Origin of the sequence: Ideonella benzenivorans, from assembly GCF_020387415.1 — a bacterium.
Taxonomy (GTDB): Bacteria; Pseudomonadota; Gammaproteobacteria; order Burkholderiales; family Burkholderiaceae_C; genus Ideonella; species Ideonella benzenivorans.
This window is the reverse complement of sequence record NZ_JAGWCB010000008.1, coordinates 1-13,994: the sequence shown is the minus strand read 5'-3', so window position 1 is coordinate 13,994 and position 13,994 is coordinate 1. Positions and strand designations below refer to the sequence as shown.

The 13,994-nt window shown below is 69.8% G+C and carries 15 protein-coding genes; 10 read left to right on the top strand and 5 right to left on the bottom strand.

Features of this window, described 5'->3' with window-relative positions:
- Nucleotides 1-6: 6 nt before the first annotated feature.
- Together KGA65_RS05795 and KGA65_RS05790 are read right to left on the bottom strand one after the other, a co-directional pair.
- Nucleotides 7-471, bottom strand: coding sequence for a DUF6691 family protein (locus KGA65_RS05795; protein WP_225862207.1), 465 nt, complete (start codon nucleotides 469-471; stop codon nucleotides 7-9).
- A complete protein-coding gene (locus KGA65_RS05790) occupies nucleotides 468-947 on the bottom strand; it encodes a YeeE/YedE family protein (RefSeq protein WP_225862206.1) in 480 nt (159 codons plus the stop codon). Before KGA65_RS05790 ends, KGA65_RS05795 begins: the two co-directional genes overlap by 4 nt.
- A 92-nt stretch (nucleotides 948-1,039) precedes the next feature.
- Between KGA65_RS05790 and KGA65_RS05785 the strand changes: the two genes are divergently transcribed.
- On the top strand, nucleotides 1,040-1,672 hold the full coding sequence (locus KGA65_RS05785; protein WP_225862205.1) for an RluA family pseudouridine synthase: 633 nt from the start codon (nucleotides 1,040-1,042) through the stop codon (nucleotides 1,670-1,672).
- Here KGA65_RS05785 and KGA65_RS21045 read toward each other — a convergent pair.
- On the bottom strand, nucleotides 1,669-3,192 hold the full coding sequence (locus KGA65_RS21045; RefSeq protein ID WP_310740942.1) for a methyl-accepting chemotaxis protein: 1,524 nt from the start codon (nucleotides 3,190-3,192) through the stop codon (nucleotides 1,669-1,671). The two genes, KGA65_RS05785 and KGA65_RS21045, sit on opposite strands and share 4 nt — an antisense overlap.
- Nucleotides 3,193-3,328: 136 nt before the next feature.
- Between KGA65_RS21045 and KGA65_RS05775 the strand changes: the two genes are divergently transcribed.
- Nucleotides 3,329-3,889: a flavin reductase family protein gene (locus KGA65_RS05775; RefSeq protein ID WP_225862204.1), complete on the top strand. Its 561-nt coding sequence runs from the start codon at nucleotides 3,329-3,331 to the stop codon at nucleotides 3,887-3,889.
- Between the two features lie 16 nt (nucleotides 3,890-3,905).
- Here the strand turns inward: KGA65_RS05775 and KGA65_RS05770 are convergent, their stop codons facing one another.
- Nucleotides 3,906-4,664, bottom strand: a complete 759-nt coding sequence (locus KGA65_RS05770; RefSeq protein ID WP_225862203.1) for a hypothetical protein — start codon at nucleotides 4,662-4,664, stop codon at nucleotides 3,906-3,908.
- 47 nt (nucleotides 4,665-4,711) lie between these two features.
- Here KGA65_RS05770 and KGA65_RS05765 point away from each other — a divergent pair, with 47 nt between their 5' ends.
- From KGA65_RS05765 to KGA65_RS05755, 3 genes are read left to right on the top strand one after another with little or no spacing between them, the layout of a single operon-like run.
- Nucleotides 4,712-5,467 carry an SDR family NAD(P)-dependent oxidoreductase gene (locus tag KGA65_RS05765; protein ID WP_225862202.1) on the top strand — a complete coding sequence of 252 codons (756 nt, stop codon included), beginning with the start codon at nucleotides 4,712-4,714 and terminating at the stop codon, nucleotides 5,465-5,467.
- 4 nt (nucleotides 5,468-5,471) lie between these two features.
- Nucleotides 5,472-6,125 carry a DUF2238 domain-containing protein gene (locus tag KGA65_RS05760; RefSeq protein ID WP_225862201.1) on the top strand — a complete coding sequence of 218 codons (654 nt, stop codon included), beginning with the start codon at nucleotides 5,472-5,474 and terminating at the stop codon, nucleotides 6,123-6,125.
- A gap of 39 nt (nucleotides 6,126-6,164) precedes the next feature.
- Complete coding sequence (locus KGA65_RS05755) at nucleotides 6,165-7,067, top strand: aspartyl/asparaginyl beta-hydroxylase domain-containing protein (RefSeq protein ID WP_225862644.1); 903 nt, start codon at nucleotides 6,165-6,167, stop codon at nucleotides 7,065-7,067.
- Here the strand turns inward: KGA65_RS05755 and KGA65_RS05750 are convergent, their stop codons facing one another.
- Nucleotides 7,068-8,447 carry a glutamine synthetase family protein gene (locus tag KGA65_RS05750; RefSeq protein WP_225862200.1) on the bottom strand — a complete coding sequence of 460 codons (1,380 nt, stop codon included), beginning with the start codon at nucleotides 8,445-8,447 and terminating at the stop codon, nucleotides 7,068-7,070.
- A gap of 83 nt (nucleotides 8,448-8,530) precedes the next feature.
- Between KGA65_RS05750 and KGA65_RS05745 the strand changes: the two genes are divergently transcribed.
- The 5 genes from KGA65_RS05745 (at nucleotide 8,531) to KGA65_RS05725 (ending at nucleotide 13,724) form a co-directional block, all read left to right on the top strand.
- Nucleotides 8,531-10,540, top strand: coding sequence for a M48 family metalloprotease (locus KGA65_RS05745; protein WP_225862199.1), 2,010 nt, complete (start codon nucleotides 8,531-8,533; stop codon nucleotides 10,538-10,540).
- A gap of 44 nt (nucleotides 10,541-10,584) precedes the next feature.
- Complete coding sequence (locus KGA65_RS05740) at nucleotides 10,585-11,466, top strand: 3',5'-nucleoside bisphosphate phosphatase (protein WP_225862198.1); 882 nt, start codon at nucleotides 10,585-10,587, stop codon at nucleotides 11,464-11,466.
- A 43-nt stretch (nucleotides 11,467-11,509) separates the two neighbouring features.
- Complete coding sequence (locus KGA65_RS05735; RefSeq protein ID WP_225862197.1) at nucleotides 11,510-12,133, top strand: L-threonylcarbamoyladenylate synthase; 624 nt, start codon at nucleotides 11,510-11,512, stop codon at nucleotides 12,131-12,133.
- A 313-nt stretch (nucleotides 12,134-12,446) separates the two neighbouring features.
- Complete coding sequence (locus KGA65_RS05730) at nucleotides 12,447-13,187, top strand: hypothetical protein (RefSeq protein ID WP_225862196.1); 741 nt, start codon at nucleotides 12,447-12,449, stop codon at nucleotides 13,185-13,187.
- Nucleotides 13,188-13,304: 117 nt separating this feature from the next.
- A complete protein-coding gene (locus tag KGA65_RS05725) occupies nucleotides 13,305-13,724 on the top strand; it encodes a hypothetical protein (protein ID WP_225862195.1) in 420 nt (139 codons plus the stop codon).
- Nucleotides 13,725-13,994 lie beyond the last annotated feature (270 nt).

Sequence of the window (13,994 nt, the reverse complement as noted above, 5' to 3'; positions counted from 1 at the left end):
CCGGGCTCAGCCCCGGCTGGCTTGGCGCCCTTGCCACCAGGCACCAGCGAAGATGCCGGCCAGGGCCCACAGCAGGTCCCAGTTGCCGGCCCCCAGGCCGGCAATGGCCGGGCCAGGGCAGACACCGCACAGGCCCCAGCCGATGCCGAACAGCGCCGAGCCGATCACCGTGTCCCGGTTCCAGGCCGAGGCATGGCGCTCGAACCGGTCCCCCAGCAAGGGGGCGGCCCGCCAGCGCGGCACCAGTGCATAGGCCAGCGCGGTCAGCACCACGCCGCCGCCCATCACCAGCACCAGGCCGAAGTCCTGCCAGCGCAGGAAGCTCAGCACCACCTTGGGCTGGATCATCGTCGAGACCGACAGGCCGAAACCGAACAACGCCCCGCCCAGCAGCACGGCCAGAAAGCGGGCCAGCGTGAGGCGGTAGGCGCCGGCCACCGGAGTGGCCGTGGAGGTGGCAACCGCGCTCATGCGTGGGCTCCCGCCGGCAGAAGCGCCGCCACCAGCTGGGCCGTGGCAAAGGCCGTGGCCATGAACACCAGCACCGCCCCCATGGATGGCAGCTGGAACGAGCCCATGCCGCAGATGCCGTGCCCCGAGGTGCAGCCATTGCCGCGGCGGGCCCCATAACCCACCAACAGGCCGCCCAACAACAGCTGCCAGACCGGCAGACCACTGCGCATCGGCAGGCCATTCCCCCAGAACAGCCACCACACGGCCGCGCCCAGGATCAGCCCCAGCGCATAGACCAGGCGCCAGGCCCGGCTGTTGAGCAGACGCGGTTGCTGGAAGAACACCTGGCGCGAGACGAAGGACCAGGTCGAGGAGAACACGGTGCTCATGCCCCCCACCCGGCCGGTGGCCAGAAACAGCCACGCCACCCCCAGCCCGATGAACACCCCGCCCACGAGGTAATGGGCCCAGCCCGTCGGAAACCACTGCATCATGGCCGTCAGTGTACCCAGGGGGTCTGCGGGCTGACCCGGCCCGCGGGGATGACCTGCACTACCATCCCGGCCTTCTGATGTGCGCCCATCCCATGCCCGACGACGAACTGGCCCTGGTCCATGTGGACGATGCCCTGGTCGTGATCGACAAGCCGGCCGGGCTGCTGTCGGTGCCCGGCCGCGGCCCCGAGAAGGCCGACTGCGCCGCCGCCCGGGTGCAGGCCCGCTTTGCCGACGCCCTGGTCGTGCACCGGCTGGACATGGGCACCTCCGGCCTGCTGGTGTTCGCTCGTGGCCTGGCGGCCCAGCGCGCGCTCTCACGCGCCTTCGAACAGCGATTGACCAGCAAGCGCTACCAGGCCCTGGTGGCCGGCTGGCCGGCGGAAGACCACGGCCGCATCGACCTGCCGCTGATCTGTGACTGGCCCAACCGGCCGCGGCAGATGGTGAGTTTTGAGCTGGGCAAGCCTTCGGTGACGCTGTGGGAGCGCCTGGACGAGCATCCGCTCGGTGCCCGGCTGGCCCTGACGCCGATCACCGGCCGCTCGCACCAGTTGAGGGTGCACCTGCAGGCCATCGGCCACCCCATCCTGGGCGACGAGCTCTACGCCCCACCGGCGATGGTGGCGGCCGCGCCGCGGCTGATGCTGCACGCCGAAGCGCTCACCCTGCCCCATCCGGTCAGTGGCGAGCCGCTCACGCTGCGCGCCCCGCTGCCGTTTTAGGCCGGCAGACGAAAGGCGCTGACCGCGGCCTGCAGCGCCTCGGCCTGGCCCTTGAGGGTGGCCGCCGCCGCGCTGGATTCTTCCACCAGGGCCGCGTTCTGCTGCGTCATCGCGTCCAGCCCGTTCACGGCGGCACTCACCTGGGTGATGCCCGTACCCTGCTCGGCGGTGGCGTGGGTGATCTCGGCCAGCAGCGTGTCCACCTGGGCCACCTGGGTCACCACCTGCTGGATGGTGGTCCCCGCCTGGCCCACCAGGCTGGCGCCGCCCTCGATGCGCTCCACGCTGGTGCCGATCAGGGTCTTGATCTCGCGCGCGGCCTCGGCCGAGCGCTGGGCCAGGGACCGCACCTCGCTGGCCACCACGGCAAAGCCGCGGCCCGACTCCCCGGCCCGTGCAGCCTCCACCGCCGCATTCAGGGCCAGGATGTTGGTCTGGAAGGCGATGCCGTCGATGACCCCGGTGATGTCACCGATGCGGCGCGACTGGTCGGAGATGTCGGCCATCGCACGCACCACGTCCTGCACCGCGCTGCCCCCGCGCTGGGCCACCTCAGAGGCCGAGCCGGCCAGGCGCTTGGCCTCCGAGGCCGACGCCACGCCCTGCTGCACCGAGCCGGAGATCTGGGCCATCGAGGCCGCCGTCTCCTGCAGGTGGCTGGCCGCCTGTTCGGTGCGCGACGACAGATCCAGGCTGCCGGTGGCCACCTCGGCACTGGCGGTCAGGATGCCGTCGGCCAGTTGCCGCACCTGGCCGACCAGGTGTCGCAGCGCGGCCTGGGTGGCCCCCAGCTCATGCATCAGGCTGCCCGCCTGCCCCACCGGCAGCGGCTCGGCCAGATCGCCCCCCGCCACGCGGCGCAGGATGCGGCTCGCCTCTTCGGGCTCACACCCCAGCGCGCGCTGCATGGTGCGACGCGCCACCACCAAAAAGGCCAGCGCCGCCACCAGGGCCACGCCCGCCAGCCCCACGGCCCAGGCCTTGGCCCGGGTCGCCGCCGCCTGGGCTTGCGCGTGGGCGTCGGTCAGCATCGTCTGGGCCTGCGTGCCCAGGTCCAGCACCTTGGCCCGCAAGGCCCGCCAGGCCGGGGTCTCCTGCTTCTTGAGAAGCTGGGGCGCGCTCGCCGGGTCGGACGCCACCGCGGCCAACACGGTCTGCTGGGCCTGCTGATGTGCCGTCCGCAAGGTCGCCACCTCGCCCAGCAAGGAGGCCAGCGGCGTGCCCGCTGCCAGCGGCTCCAATTCCCTGTAGCGCTGGTCAAACGCCTCATCGGCCTTTTTCAGGTTGTCCTGGGCCTTCTGGTCCGCCGGATCCAGCGCGATGTTGCGCAGGGCCTGGCCCATCTGCAGGCCCTGGGCGTACAGATCGGAGGCGCCGGCGGCCAGGCGCTCCTCGCGGGCCAGCAGCCCCGCATAGGTCTGCTCGGTACGGAACAGGCCGACCAGCGACACCCCCAGGGCGGCGGTGAACAACACGGCCGGCACCACGGTGGTGAGGGTCAGGCGGGCACTGAATCTCATTGTTGATCTTTCCCATCGGCAACGGCAGGCCAGCATGGCCTTGCCCCATGAACGGGACTTTCGGCACCCTGGCCTTCAACTTGAGCGCGGCCCCGGATCCTCCGACAATCCAGGTTTCCACCGATCCCCCCGCGCCATGCGTCAACCGGTCGAACTGGCCAAGTGCTACCGCCTGCTCAACCACGGCCCCACGGTGCTGGTCAGCGCCCGCCATGCCGGCCGCGCCAATGTGATGGCCGCCGCCTGGTGCATGCCGCTGGACTTCGACCCGCCCAAGGTGGCGGTGGTTCTGGACAAGGCCACCCTCACCCGCGAGTTGCTGGAAGGCTCGGGCCACTTCGCGCTGGCCGTGCCCTGCGCCGCCCAGGTCGACCTGGTGCAGCGCCTGGGCAGCACCACCGGCCGCGAGGTGGACAAGTTCGCCCAGCCGGACCTGCAACTGCTCGACGAGCCGGCGGCCCTGGCGCCGCTGGTGGCCGGCTGCGTGGCCTGGCTGGATTGCGTGCGCCTGCCCGAACCCGCCACCGAGGCGCGCTACGACCTGTTCCTGGGCGAGGTGCGGGCCGCCTGGGCCGATGACGCCGTCTTTCGCAACGGTCGCTGGGATTTTGAAGCCGCCCCGGCCGGCCTGCGCACGCTGCACCATGTGGCCGGCGGCCACTTCTTGACCATCGGCCAGCCGCTGGACGCGCGCTGAGGCGCGCAGCGCCGCCTCAGGGGGCGGAAGCGGCCCGCAGCGGCGCCTGCAGCAGGCGCACGAAATCCCGCGGGGGCACGTACTGGATCACCGACTTGGCGCGTGCAGCGTCGCCCTCGGCGGGTGGCAGCGCCACCGCCACGCCGCGGGCCGCATACAAGAGCTGCAGCACCCCGTCGGAGTCCGTGTGGCGCTCGCTTGGCGGGCCAAAACGCTGCACCACGGTGGCCTCGTCCAGCCGGGCCGCCGGAATGAAGGCCAGCGAGGCGATGGGCAGGCGCCGGGCCTGGTCCAGGTCCTCGGCGCTCAGCTCACGCCGGCGCACCGCGGCGTCGCGGCCCGCGTCCACCGCGCCGCGCGGGGAACGGTCCCAGGCGCGGCGGCACCAGTCCGGGTCGGCCGCCAACGTCAGCACCAGCTTGCCGCTCACATAGGCGGCCTGGAAGCTCTCGACATAGGCTTCCAGCGCCGGCGCCTGGCCCTGCGACGAGATCAACGCCACCTTCAGGTCCTGGCCCCAGTGCTGCTCCACATCGGCCAGCGTGGCGGTGCCCAGGTGCAGGCCGAACACGGTGCTGCCACCGCCGTCATCGGCCCGCACCTGCCAGGGCAGGCCCTGCTCGGCAGGCACGGCCGCCGGCGGCGACAGACGCCAGCGCAGCAGCGGCCACGCCAAGGCCGCAGCCAGCAGCAGCACGGTGATCAGCAGTGCCAGCATCGGCGGGCTGCGCCACCAGGACGAGGGGGCGCGTTTGGAGACGGAAACATCGGTCATGCGCGCGATTCTCGCCGTGCCGGGCGGGATTGCGTATGCTCTGGCGCATGACCTCCCTCACCATCCTCACCGGCCAGTCCCGTGGCCTGGGCCACGCCTTGGCCACCCAGTGCCTGCAGGCCGGCCACCAGGTGATCGGCATCGCCCGCCACCGCAGCGAAGACCTGGACACCTTCGCCACCGCCCAGGGCGCCACGCTGCAGCAGTGGGAACACGACCTGAGCGAGCCCGAGCCCGCCGCCTGGGCCCTGCTGGAATGGCTGCAGGCCCAGCCCCTGGATCGCTTCACCCAGGTCACGCTGATCAACAACGCCGGCGCGCTGGCCCCGCCGCAGTCGCTGGCCGACAGCGAGCCGGCCGACACCCGCCGGGTGCTGCGGGTCGGGCTGGAGGCGGCCATGCTGCTGACCGGCCTGTTCCTGCGCGGCACCCGTGACTGGAGCGCCGCACGCAAGGTGCTGAGCATCTCCTCCGGGCTGGGCCGCCGCGCCATGGCCGGCAGCGCGTCTTACTGCGCCGCCAAGGCCGGGCTGGACCACTTCACCCGCGCCGTGGCCCTGGAAGAAGCCAATCAGCCCAACGGCGCCCGGCTGGTCTCGCTGGCCCCCGGCGTGGTGGACACCGACATGCAGGTGCAGTTGCGCGGTGCCGACCCGGCCGCGTTCCCCGACCAGAACCGCTTCGAATCGCTGTGGCAGAACGGCCAGCTGAGCAGCCCGGACGCCACCGCCCGTCAACTGCTGAGCTGGCTGGACCGCCCCAACTTCGGCCAGAACCCGATCGGCGACGTGCGGGAGGGCTGAACCCATGCCCCCCACGCCGCCCGCCGCCGACCCGGCGCGCCACAACGCCTGGCTGCTGCTGCCGGTGGCGCTGGCCCTGCTGGTGTCGGGCTGGCAGCCCTACGACCGCGCCACCTGGTGGCTGGAGGTGGCGCCGGTGCTGATCGCCGCGCCGCTGCTGATCACCACCCACCGGCGCTTTCCACTCACCCCGCTGCTGGCCACGCTGATCGCGGTGCATGCGCTGATCCTGATCTACGGCGGCGCCTACACCTACGCCCGGGTGCCGCTGGGCCACTGGCTGCAGTCGCTGTGGGACGGCAGCCGCAACCCCTACGACCGCATCGGCCACCTGGCGCAGGGCTTCGTGCCGGCGCTGATCGCCCGTGAAATCCTGGTGCGCCGCGGCCTGCAGGCCGGCCCCTGGCTGCTGGGCTTTCTGTGCCTGTGCGTGGCCGAGGCCATCAGCGCCTGGTACGAGCTGCTTGAATGGGGGGCCGCCGTGGCCCTGCAGCAGGGGGCCGATGCCTTCCTGGGCACCCAAGGCGACCCCTGGGACACGCAAGAGGACATGGCCTGTGCCGGCCTGGGCGCCCTGCTGTCACTGACGCTGCTGCGGCGCTGGCACGACCGGCAATTGACCGCCATCAAGGCCACCGCCCCATCGCGTGCAGGCTGAGCCCATCTTGGGGAAAATGGCGGGATGCTCAGCCATGTCTTGCTCAAGTGGGCCATTCCGGTCATCTTCCTGGCCTCCATCCTGGTGGTGCACCTGCGTGGCCGCGTGCGCCACACCTTCTGGAAGCAGGTCTTCGACCACTCCGGCCTGCTGGCCCCGGTCAACGTGTTCCTGTATGCCACGTCGGCGGTGCCCAACAAGCCCTACCTGCCGGTCAGCACCTTCCCCGAGCTGGAACTGATCGAAAAGAACTTCGACATCATCAAGGCCGAAGGCTTGGCGCTGATGGAAGCCACCAAGCTGCGCCGGCCGGATCAGAACGACGACGCCGGCTTCAATTCCTTCGCCAAGTCGGGCTGGAAGCGCTTCTACCTGAAGTGGTACGACGACGCCCACCCCTCGGCCAAGCGCCTGTGCCCCAAGACGACCGAGCTGCTGCAGCAGATCCCGTCGATCAAGGCCGCCATGTTCACCGAGCTGCCGCCGCACGCCACGCTGCGCCCGCACCGGGACCCGTACGCGGGTTCGCTGCGCTACCACCTGGGCATCGCCACGCCCAACAGCGACGACTGCTTCATCGACGTGGACGGCCAGCGCTACAGCTGGCGCGACCGTGAAGGCGTGATCTTCGACGAGAGCTACATCCACCACGTCGAGAACAACACCGACCAGAACCGGCTGATCTTCTTCGCCGACATCGAGCGGCCGCAGCGCTGGGGCTTCGCCCGCGCCTTCAACCACTGGTTCGGCCGCCATCTGGTGGCCGCCGCCGCCTCGCCCAACGAGCAGGGCGACAAGACCGGCCTGGTGAACCGGCTGTTCATCATCTCGGCGGTGATGGGCCAGTGGCGCCGCCGCTTCAAGAACTGGAACAAGACGGTCTATCAGCTGACCAAGCTGGCCCTGGTGGCCGCCGTGGTGGCCTGGCTGATCTGGGGCTGATCAGGCCAGTTCCAGCAGGTGGGTCAGGTCCCAGGCGGCGCGCGGGTCGGCCAGCGCCGCCCGCTCGGCATGTTCATGCCGCTTGATGGCCACGTAGGTGTCCACCAGCGGCGCCCCCAGCAACTCCCGCAGCACGGCACTGCCGGCCAGCGCGTCCAGCGCGCTGGGCAGGTCGCGCGGCAGCGCCAGGTCCTCGTCCGCGCCGGCGCGCGGCACCAGCCCCGAACGCAGGCCATGCAAGCCCAGGCCCAGCGTCAGCGCCACGGTCAGGTAGGGGTTGGCATCGCCGCCCGGCAGCCGGTTCTCGACCCGGCGGCTGGACGGGCCGGACGCCGGAATGCGGAAGGCCAGCGAACGCTCCTCCGGCCCCCAGCTGGCGTGCGAGGGTGAGGCATTGCTGAGCGCAATGCGCACATAAGACATGTCGTGCGGCGCGAAGAAGGCCATGGCCCCCGCCGCCTCGGACTGCAACCCGGCCACGAAGCGCCCCAGCGACACGCTGTCGCGCCCATCGGGCTCAGCGAACAGATGCGGCCATTCAGCGCCGCGGCGCTGCACGCTGAAGTGCCAGTGCATGCCCGTGCCCGGCTCGCCCGGGAAGGGCTTGGGCGCGAAGCTGCACAGGAAGCCGTGCCGCGCGGCGATCTCCCGGGCCACCCGCTTGAAGCGGAACACCGCATCGGCCATCGCCAGCGGCTCGCCGTGGCGGAAGTTGACCTCGTACTGCGACAAGGCCGATTCATGGGCATGGCCGTTGACCGGGATGCCCAGCGCGTCGCAGGCCGCGTACAGCGCATCGAAATAGGCCTCGAAGTGGGACAGGCGCTCCAGCGACAGCGCCTCGCAGGCACGCTCGCGCGTGGGCGCGGCGGCGTGGCCGGCCGGCGCCTTCAGCGTGCCGTCCAGCGCGTCGCGCGTCAGCAGGAACATCTCCAGCTCCGGCGCCACCTGGGCCTGCAAGCCGGCCTCGGCATAGCGGGCCAGCACGCGGCGCAGCGCCGCCCGTGGCGACCAGGCCGAGGCATCGACCATGCCGGCAGCGGTGCGCAGCGGGCCGGTGGGCTCGCAGATCACCGTGCGCTCGGACGGCCGGCCCGGGCGGGGCGCCAGCGTGTGCAGATCCGGCACCAGGTGCATGTCGTCGTAAGTGTCCGGCAGCAAGGGGCCGAACACGGCCTCCGGCTCGCCCGAGGTCAGTGTCAGCCCCATCACCACCGATGGCAGGCGGCAACCGCCCAGGCCCACGAAATCATCGGCGTGCACCAGCTTGCCCCGCGCCACGGAAGTGAAATCACCCAACACGCATTCGACCAGGCGCACAGGCTCACCGGCCAGCGCATCGCGCAGTTGCTGGGTGGCGGGACGGGACAGCGGCAGCATGAAACGAAACCCCAAGTGGTGACCCGCCAATGATAGGTGGGCCGGGCTGCAGAGAGAATCCGGACCACGCCGACAGGAACCCCGTGAACACGCCCGCCGATCTTCGCCACGCCAGCCGCCTGGAACAGGCCTGGCGCCAACACCCGCAACGCTTCACCCGCGGAACGGCCCTGCTGGCCGCCGCGCTGCTGGCCGGGCTGGGCCTGGCCCTGCTGCTGCCCGCCGCCGGCCTGCTGTGGGCCATCGGGCGCTGGGTGGCTGGTGGCTCGGCGCTGTGGGGGCTGCTCGCCCTGCCCTGCGGGGCCGCGCTGTGGCTGGGGGCCGCCGCCTGGCTGCCGCTGGCGCCGCCAGCCGAAGGCATCCCTGTGGCGGCCGACGAGCATCCCCGGCTGGCCGAACTGCTGCGCCGGCTGGGCAGCGCCCTTGGCAGCCGCACACGGCCGGACCTGTGCCTGACCGACCCGCCCACGGTGGGCCTGGCCCCCGGCACCCGGTGGGGCCTGTTGGGCGGCGGGCGCCCGCGTCTGTCGATCGGCCTGCCGCTGCTGATGGGGCTGGACGGCCCGCAGGCGGCCGCGCTGCTGGCCCGGGAGCTCGCCCAGGGGCAAGAGCGCTCGCTGGCCGCCTGGGTCTGCCGTTGGCACGCGCGCTGGCAGGCCGTGCTGCAAGCCCGACGGCCGGCCGCCCCCGGACCGCGCGCCACCGGCTGGTTGCTGTGGGTCTTTGCCCGCGGGGTGCGCCCCTTCCAGGCGCGGGCGCAGGTGCTGGCCCGCGCCCAGGGCCTGGCGGCTGACGCCTGGGCCGCGCGCTGGGCCGGCCCAACGGGGGCTGAGCAGCTGGCCCAGGGCCTGCTCGCCCAAGCCATGCTGGAACGATTTCTCCAGCAACAGTTCTGGCCCCAGGTCTGGGCCACCACCGCCACCGAACGCCGCCCCACGGCCCAGCCGATGCGGGACCTGCGGGTGCTGCTGCGCCAGGCGCTGCAACACCCGGATGCCCCGCACTGGCTGCAGGAGGCCTTGCGCACCCCGGCTCGCCCCGGGGCAGGACAGGCCAGCCTGCGCGAACGCCTGGAAGCCCTGACGGAGACCCTCCCCACGCCCACGCCGCCTCGTGCCGCCGCGGCCGAGGTGCTGCTGGGCGCCGCCCTGCCTGCGGCCATCACGGCGCTGGATGCTGCCTGGCAGCAGCGCGTGGCCGACGACTGGCTGGCCCAGCACCAGGCCCACCGCCTGCAGACGCAATGGCTGGCCGCGCTGGACACTGCCGCCCCCACCGCCGAGCACGGCCGCCTGCCCCGGGCCGAGGCGCTGTGGCAAGGCCGGCTCACCCAGGCCCTGCGCGCCCCGGCCGACAGCGCCGCGCGGTGGCGCGAGGTCATCGCCCAGCACGCGGCCCCGGCCGAGGCCCGGCTGGGCCTGGCCCGTGCGCTGCTGGCCGGCGAGCCGCCGTTGCAGCCCCCGGGGCGCCAGCCGGCGCTGCACCCCGCGCAGGCCGAAGCCCTGGCGCTGCTGCAGACCCTGACCGACGAGGGCCGCGCATCCGCCAGCTATGCCGAGACCCTGGCGGCCGATCCCCGCTGGCGGGTGCCGGCCGCCCGTCTGCTGGTGCAGCAACTGGCGCTGCGCGAGGACTTCCTTCGCCTGCAGGCCGCCCGCAGCCGCTTGCACGCCCTGGAAGACGAAGCCCGCCACGCCCTGGCCCTGCTGCGCGACTTCGACGGCGAACAGACGCTGCGACCGGCGGACCTGCCCGCCTCGGTGCTGCAGCCGGTGCAGGCCCTGCTGCAGGGCGAACATGCGGTCGGCCGGGCCTGGCTGTGGTGCAAGACAAGCACCCAAGCCAAAGGCTGGGCCCTGCACCTGCTGGTGATCGAACGCGCCCGCACACTGGTGCAGCCCGAGCCACAGGGCTGGGGCGCGGCCTTGGCGCCCCGGCTGGCCCAGGCCCTGCCGCTGGACTGGTGGGTGGTCGACCTGGCCCACCCAGACTGGAAGGCCCTGAACCGCCGCGACCTGGTCCAGCAATTCCGGGCCAACGACGCCACGCTGATCCACACCGGCCTGGCCCGACGCCCGGCCGGCCGGGCTTGACCCCACTGCCCGCACGTGGATGAGGGTTTTCCTACAATACACGGGTGCATCTTCTGAACGCCGACCTGCACTGCCACTCCACCGCCTCGGATGGCAGCCTCAGCCCCACTGAACTGGCCCAACGCGCCCGCAAGGGTGGCGTGGTGCTGTGGGCCTTGACCGACCACGACGAACTGGCCGGCCAAGCCGAAGCCGCCGCCGCGGCCAAGGCGCTGGGCATGGCCTATGTGCCCGGCGTGGAGGTGTCCGTCACCTTCGCCGGTGAAACCGTGCACATCCTCGGGCTGGACGTGGACCCCGAACACCCTGGCCTGGTTCGAGGCCTGGCCGCGCTGCGCGCCGGCCGCGAAGGCCGCGCCCGGGCCATGGGCGACAGCTTGGCCAAGGCCGGCATCCCCGGCGCCTACGAAGGCGCCATCGCCTACGCGGACAACCCGGAGCTGGTGTCCCGCACCCATTTCGCCCGCTTCCTGGTCGAACAAGGCCATTGCGCCAACGTGCAGGAGGTGTTCCAACGTTTCCTGAAAGAAGGCAAGCCCGGCTTTGTCGAGCACAAGTGGGCCGGCCTGGGCGAAGCGGTGGGCTGGATCCGCGCCGCCGGCGGCGTGGCGGCCATCGCCCACCCCGCGCGCTACCACTTCAGCCCCACGGCCGAGTACGCGCTGTTCTCCGAATTCCGGGAACACGGCGGCCGGGCGGTCGAAGTGACCTGCGCCAGCCACTTCCCCGACGAAGTGGCCAAGTACGCCGAGATGGCGCGTGAATTCGGCCTGCTGGCCTCGCGCGGCAGCGACTTCCACGCCCCGGGCGAAAGCCGGGTCGAACTGGGCACCCTGCCCGACCTGCCCGGCCAGGTCACGCCGATCTGGTCGCTGTGGGCCGACCGGCTGGCCGAACGCTACGAAGCCAGCCTGGCCCAGCACTGAGCCCCCAGCGCCCGGCGGCGCCCCAGGCTGACACAATGTCGGCATGGCTCAGTATTTCGACATTCACCCCGAAAACCCGCAGCCCCGGCTGATCAAGCAGGCCGTCCAGCTCATCCAGAAGGGCGGCGTGCTGGCCGTGCCCACCGACACCAGCTACGCGCTGGTCTGCCAGCTCGACGACAAGAACGCCGTCGACCAGCTGCGCCGCATCCGCCAGATGGACGAGAAGCACCTGCTGACGCTGCTGTGCCGCGACCTGTCTGAGCTGTCCACCTACGCGATGGTGGACAACCGCCAGTTCCGCCTGGTGAAGCTGGGCTCGCCCGGGCCCTTCACCTTCATCCTGGAAGCCACCAAGGAAGTGCCGCGCCGGCTCTCGCACCCCTCGCGCCGCACCCTGGGCCTGCGCGTGCCCGACCACCCGGTCATGCAGGCGCTGCTGGAAGAACTGGGCCAGCCCCTGCTGGCCGCCACCTTCATCCCCCCGGGCGAGACCGACTCCCTGAACGACCCGGACCAGATCCGCACCCGCTTCGAGAAGCAACTGGCCGGCGTCATCAGTGCGCCAGGCTGCCCCGGCCAGCCCTCCACCGTGATCGACCTGACCGGTGACGAACCGGCGCTGGTGCGGGCCGGGCGCGGGGATCCGGCGAAGCTGGGGCTGTGACCGTGGGCGCCTGGGAAGGCGCCTCCCCAAATTCCTCCCACAAGACGCTGCTCCGGCCGGTGGTCATCACCGCCGGCGCAGGCCGAGCCGCGGCCAGAACACGATCAAGCCGTGCCCCCTGCTCACCCCCAAATGGGGGGATTTCGCCGCTTTTGACGCCGCTGCGTGGAATGTTATCCTGCACGCAAGCGAAAAATATCAATCCCGACAAGCACTTGGCCTGCAATGCGCTGGAATGTTATCCATCACGTCGGGGTGTTATCCGTCAATTTTGACGTATATAACTAGTTAGGCGAATCTGGAGGTGGCTGCGGTGGCCAAAGAACTGAACCTCGCAAACAGTGTCTTCCCTGGGCTCAACGATAAGCGCGGGATTCTAATCTGCGGCTACGAGTGGGGGTTCAGCCTAGATGATCAGCGCCTCTTTGCGGCGGGGAATCCGGCGCCATTTTTTGATAAGTATGCGGAGACAACCTTCTCAAATAAAACACCGGCGCATGGAGATCGCGCATTGGGGTGGCGCTATGACAATCGCATACATCGGTGGTTCGAGCTATGGGGGAATCCGCTAAACCGCGAGGGACTTGGTGGAGTTCTTGAGAAATGCATTGTGCAGACCAACTGGTGTAATACGGAGGGCCACCACATTGAAGGTAGCTATTACGCCAAGCTCTCTGATCCTGCGCAGGTAGATAACTTCCTATTCCACATATCGGAGCTGGATCCGGCCTTAATCATCTTCATGGGGTCTGTAATGATTGACGTTCTGCAGAATTCGTCGATCTTGGCTCGGTTCTCTGCGATTGTAGGCCGGGAGACCAATCCGCTACGGAAAGTTCAGAAGGAGTTTCCTGGCCGCAGATTCAAGGTTGGGTTCCAGAGCTTTCAGAGGTGTAGCGTCGTGTCCCTGCCGCACCCCAGCAGTTCGCGAGGGTTGAGTGATAGCTACATTGCGCTTTTCGGTGATGAAATTGGCAATCTGATATCTTCAGTTCGCTGCGCCAAGAGCAGTTCGGATTCGCCTAACAATTCGCTGCAGGCACGACGGCCCTGACGGGCCGCGGCCTGAGCTCAAACGTTAGGCCTCTGGGTGACCTCTATGCGCACACGCCGACAGCCACGAGCAATTGACTTCGACACGGCAACTCATGAGGAACTGGACGAGTACGGAATGGGCTTACTCGCGCTTGAAGAAGCGCCAGAGCTGTCAAAGGTGTTGCGCGGCCATCTCTTGATAGAACGGACGATAGAGACGTTGGTCTCGCGAAAGCTAGAGAAGCCAAAGAAGTTCTTCCACAACCATCGCGTCACCTTCGAGATGAAGGTCGATCTAGCAGATGCTCTTGGTGTTCTACCCCCGCCATATGTCAGCGCGGCGAAGGCGTTGAACAACATTCGAAACGCCTACGCTCACCGCGAAGATCACAAGCTCTCAGTTGAAGAGCTGAACGCACTGAAGATCAATTGGGTGCCCATACAGAAGCAAGCGTACGCTGCCGCGCTGGCAAAGGGTCCAGAGGAAGCAGCAGGCCTAGCCATAATCTTCCTAAACTGGTCGTTCCTAAGGCTGCTGCACCCTTCCCAATCGTGAGTGCGCAGAGGCCTACATTCCATCGAGGGGATGCCAAGTCGGCGGCGCTGTCTTGTTACCCCTCATGTTAAACCACAAGGGCTTCCCCGTCCGTCAAGCCAAACGAATCCCTAGATTCGCGCCGCGGGTCTGTCTTTTTGTGGGGCGTTCTCAAATCCGAAGTGCAACACCTTGCCCCTCCGGTAAGGTGTGAAGATGAAGATGAGATACAGGCAGCTGCAAGCTGAAGACCGCGTGACGCTGGCGGCGCTGCGCCAGCAGGGCTACAGC

Coding starts and splice junctions, on each gene's coding strand:
- KGA65_RS05735 (WP_225862197.1), top strand. CDS start 11,510: ATGGCTCAGTATTTCGACATTCACCCCGAAAACCCGCAGCCCCGGCTG.
- KGA65_RS05775 (WP_225862204.1), top strand. CDS start 3,329: ATGCGTCAACCGGTCGAACTGGCCAAGTGCTACCGCCTGCTCAACCAC.
- KGA65_RS05725 (WP_225862195.1), top strand. CDS start 13,305: ATGGGCTTACTCGCGCTTGAAGAAGCGCCAGAGCTGTCAAAGGTGTTG.
- KGA65_RS05770 (WP_225862203.1), bottom strand. CDS start 4,664: ATGACCGATGTTTCCGTCTCCAAACGCGCCCCCTCGTCCTGGTGGCGC.
- KGA65_RS05785 (WP_225862205.1), top strand. CDS start 1,040: ATGCCCGACGACGAACTGGCCCTGGTCCATGTGGACGATGCCCTGGTC.
- KGA65_RS05790 (WP_225862206.1), bottom strand. CDS start 947: ATGATGCAGTGGTTTCCGACGGGCTGGGCCCATTACCTCGTGGGCGGG.
- KGA65_RS05750 (WP_225862200.1), bottom strand. CDS start 8,447: ATGCTGCCGCTGTCCCGTCCCGCCACCCAGCAACTGCGCGATGCGCTG.
- KGA65_RS05795 (WP_225862207.1), bottom strand. CDS start 471: ATGAGCGCGGTTGCCACCTCCACGGCCACTCCGGTGGCCGGCGCCTAC.
- KGA65_RS05760 (WP_225862201.1), top strand. CDS start 5,472: ATGCCCCCCACGCCGCCCGCCGCCGACCCGGCGCGCCACAACGCCTGG.
- KGA65_RS21045 (WP_310740942.1), bottom strand. CDS start 3,192: ATGAGATTCAGTGCCCGCCTGACCCTCACCACCGTGGTGCCGGCCGTG.
- KGA65_RS05765 (WP_225862202.1), top strand. CDS start 4,712: ATGACCTCCCTCACCATCCTCACCGGCCAGTCCCGTGGCCTGGGCCAC.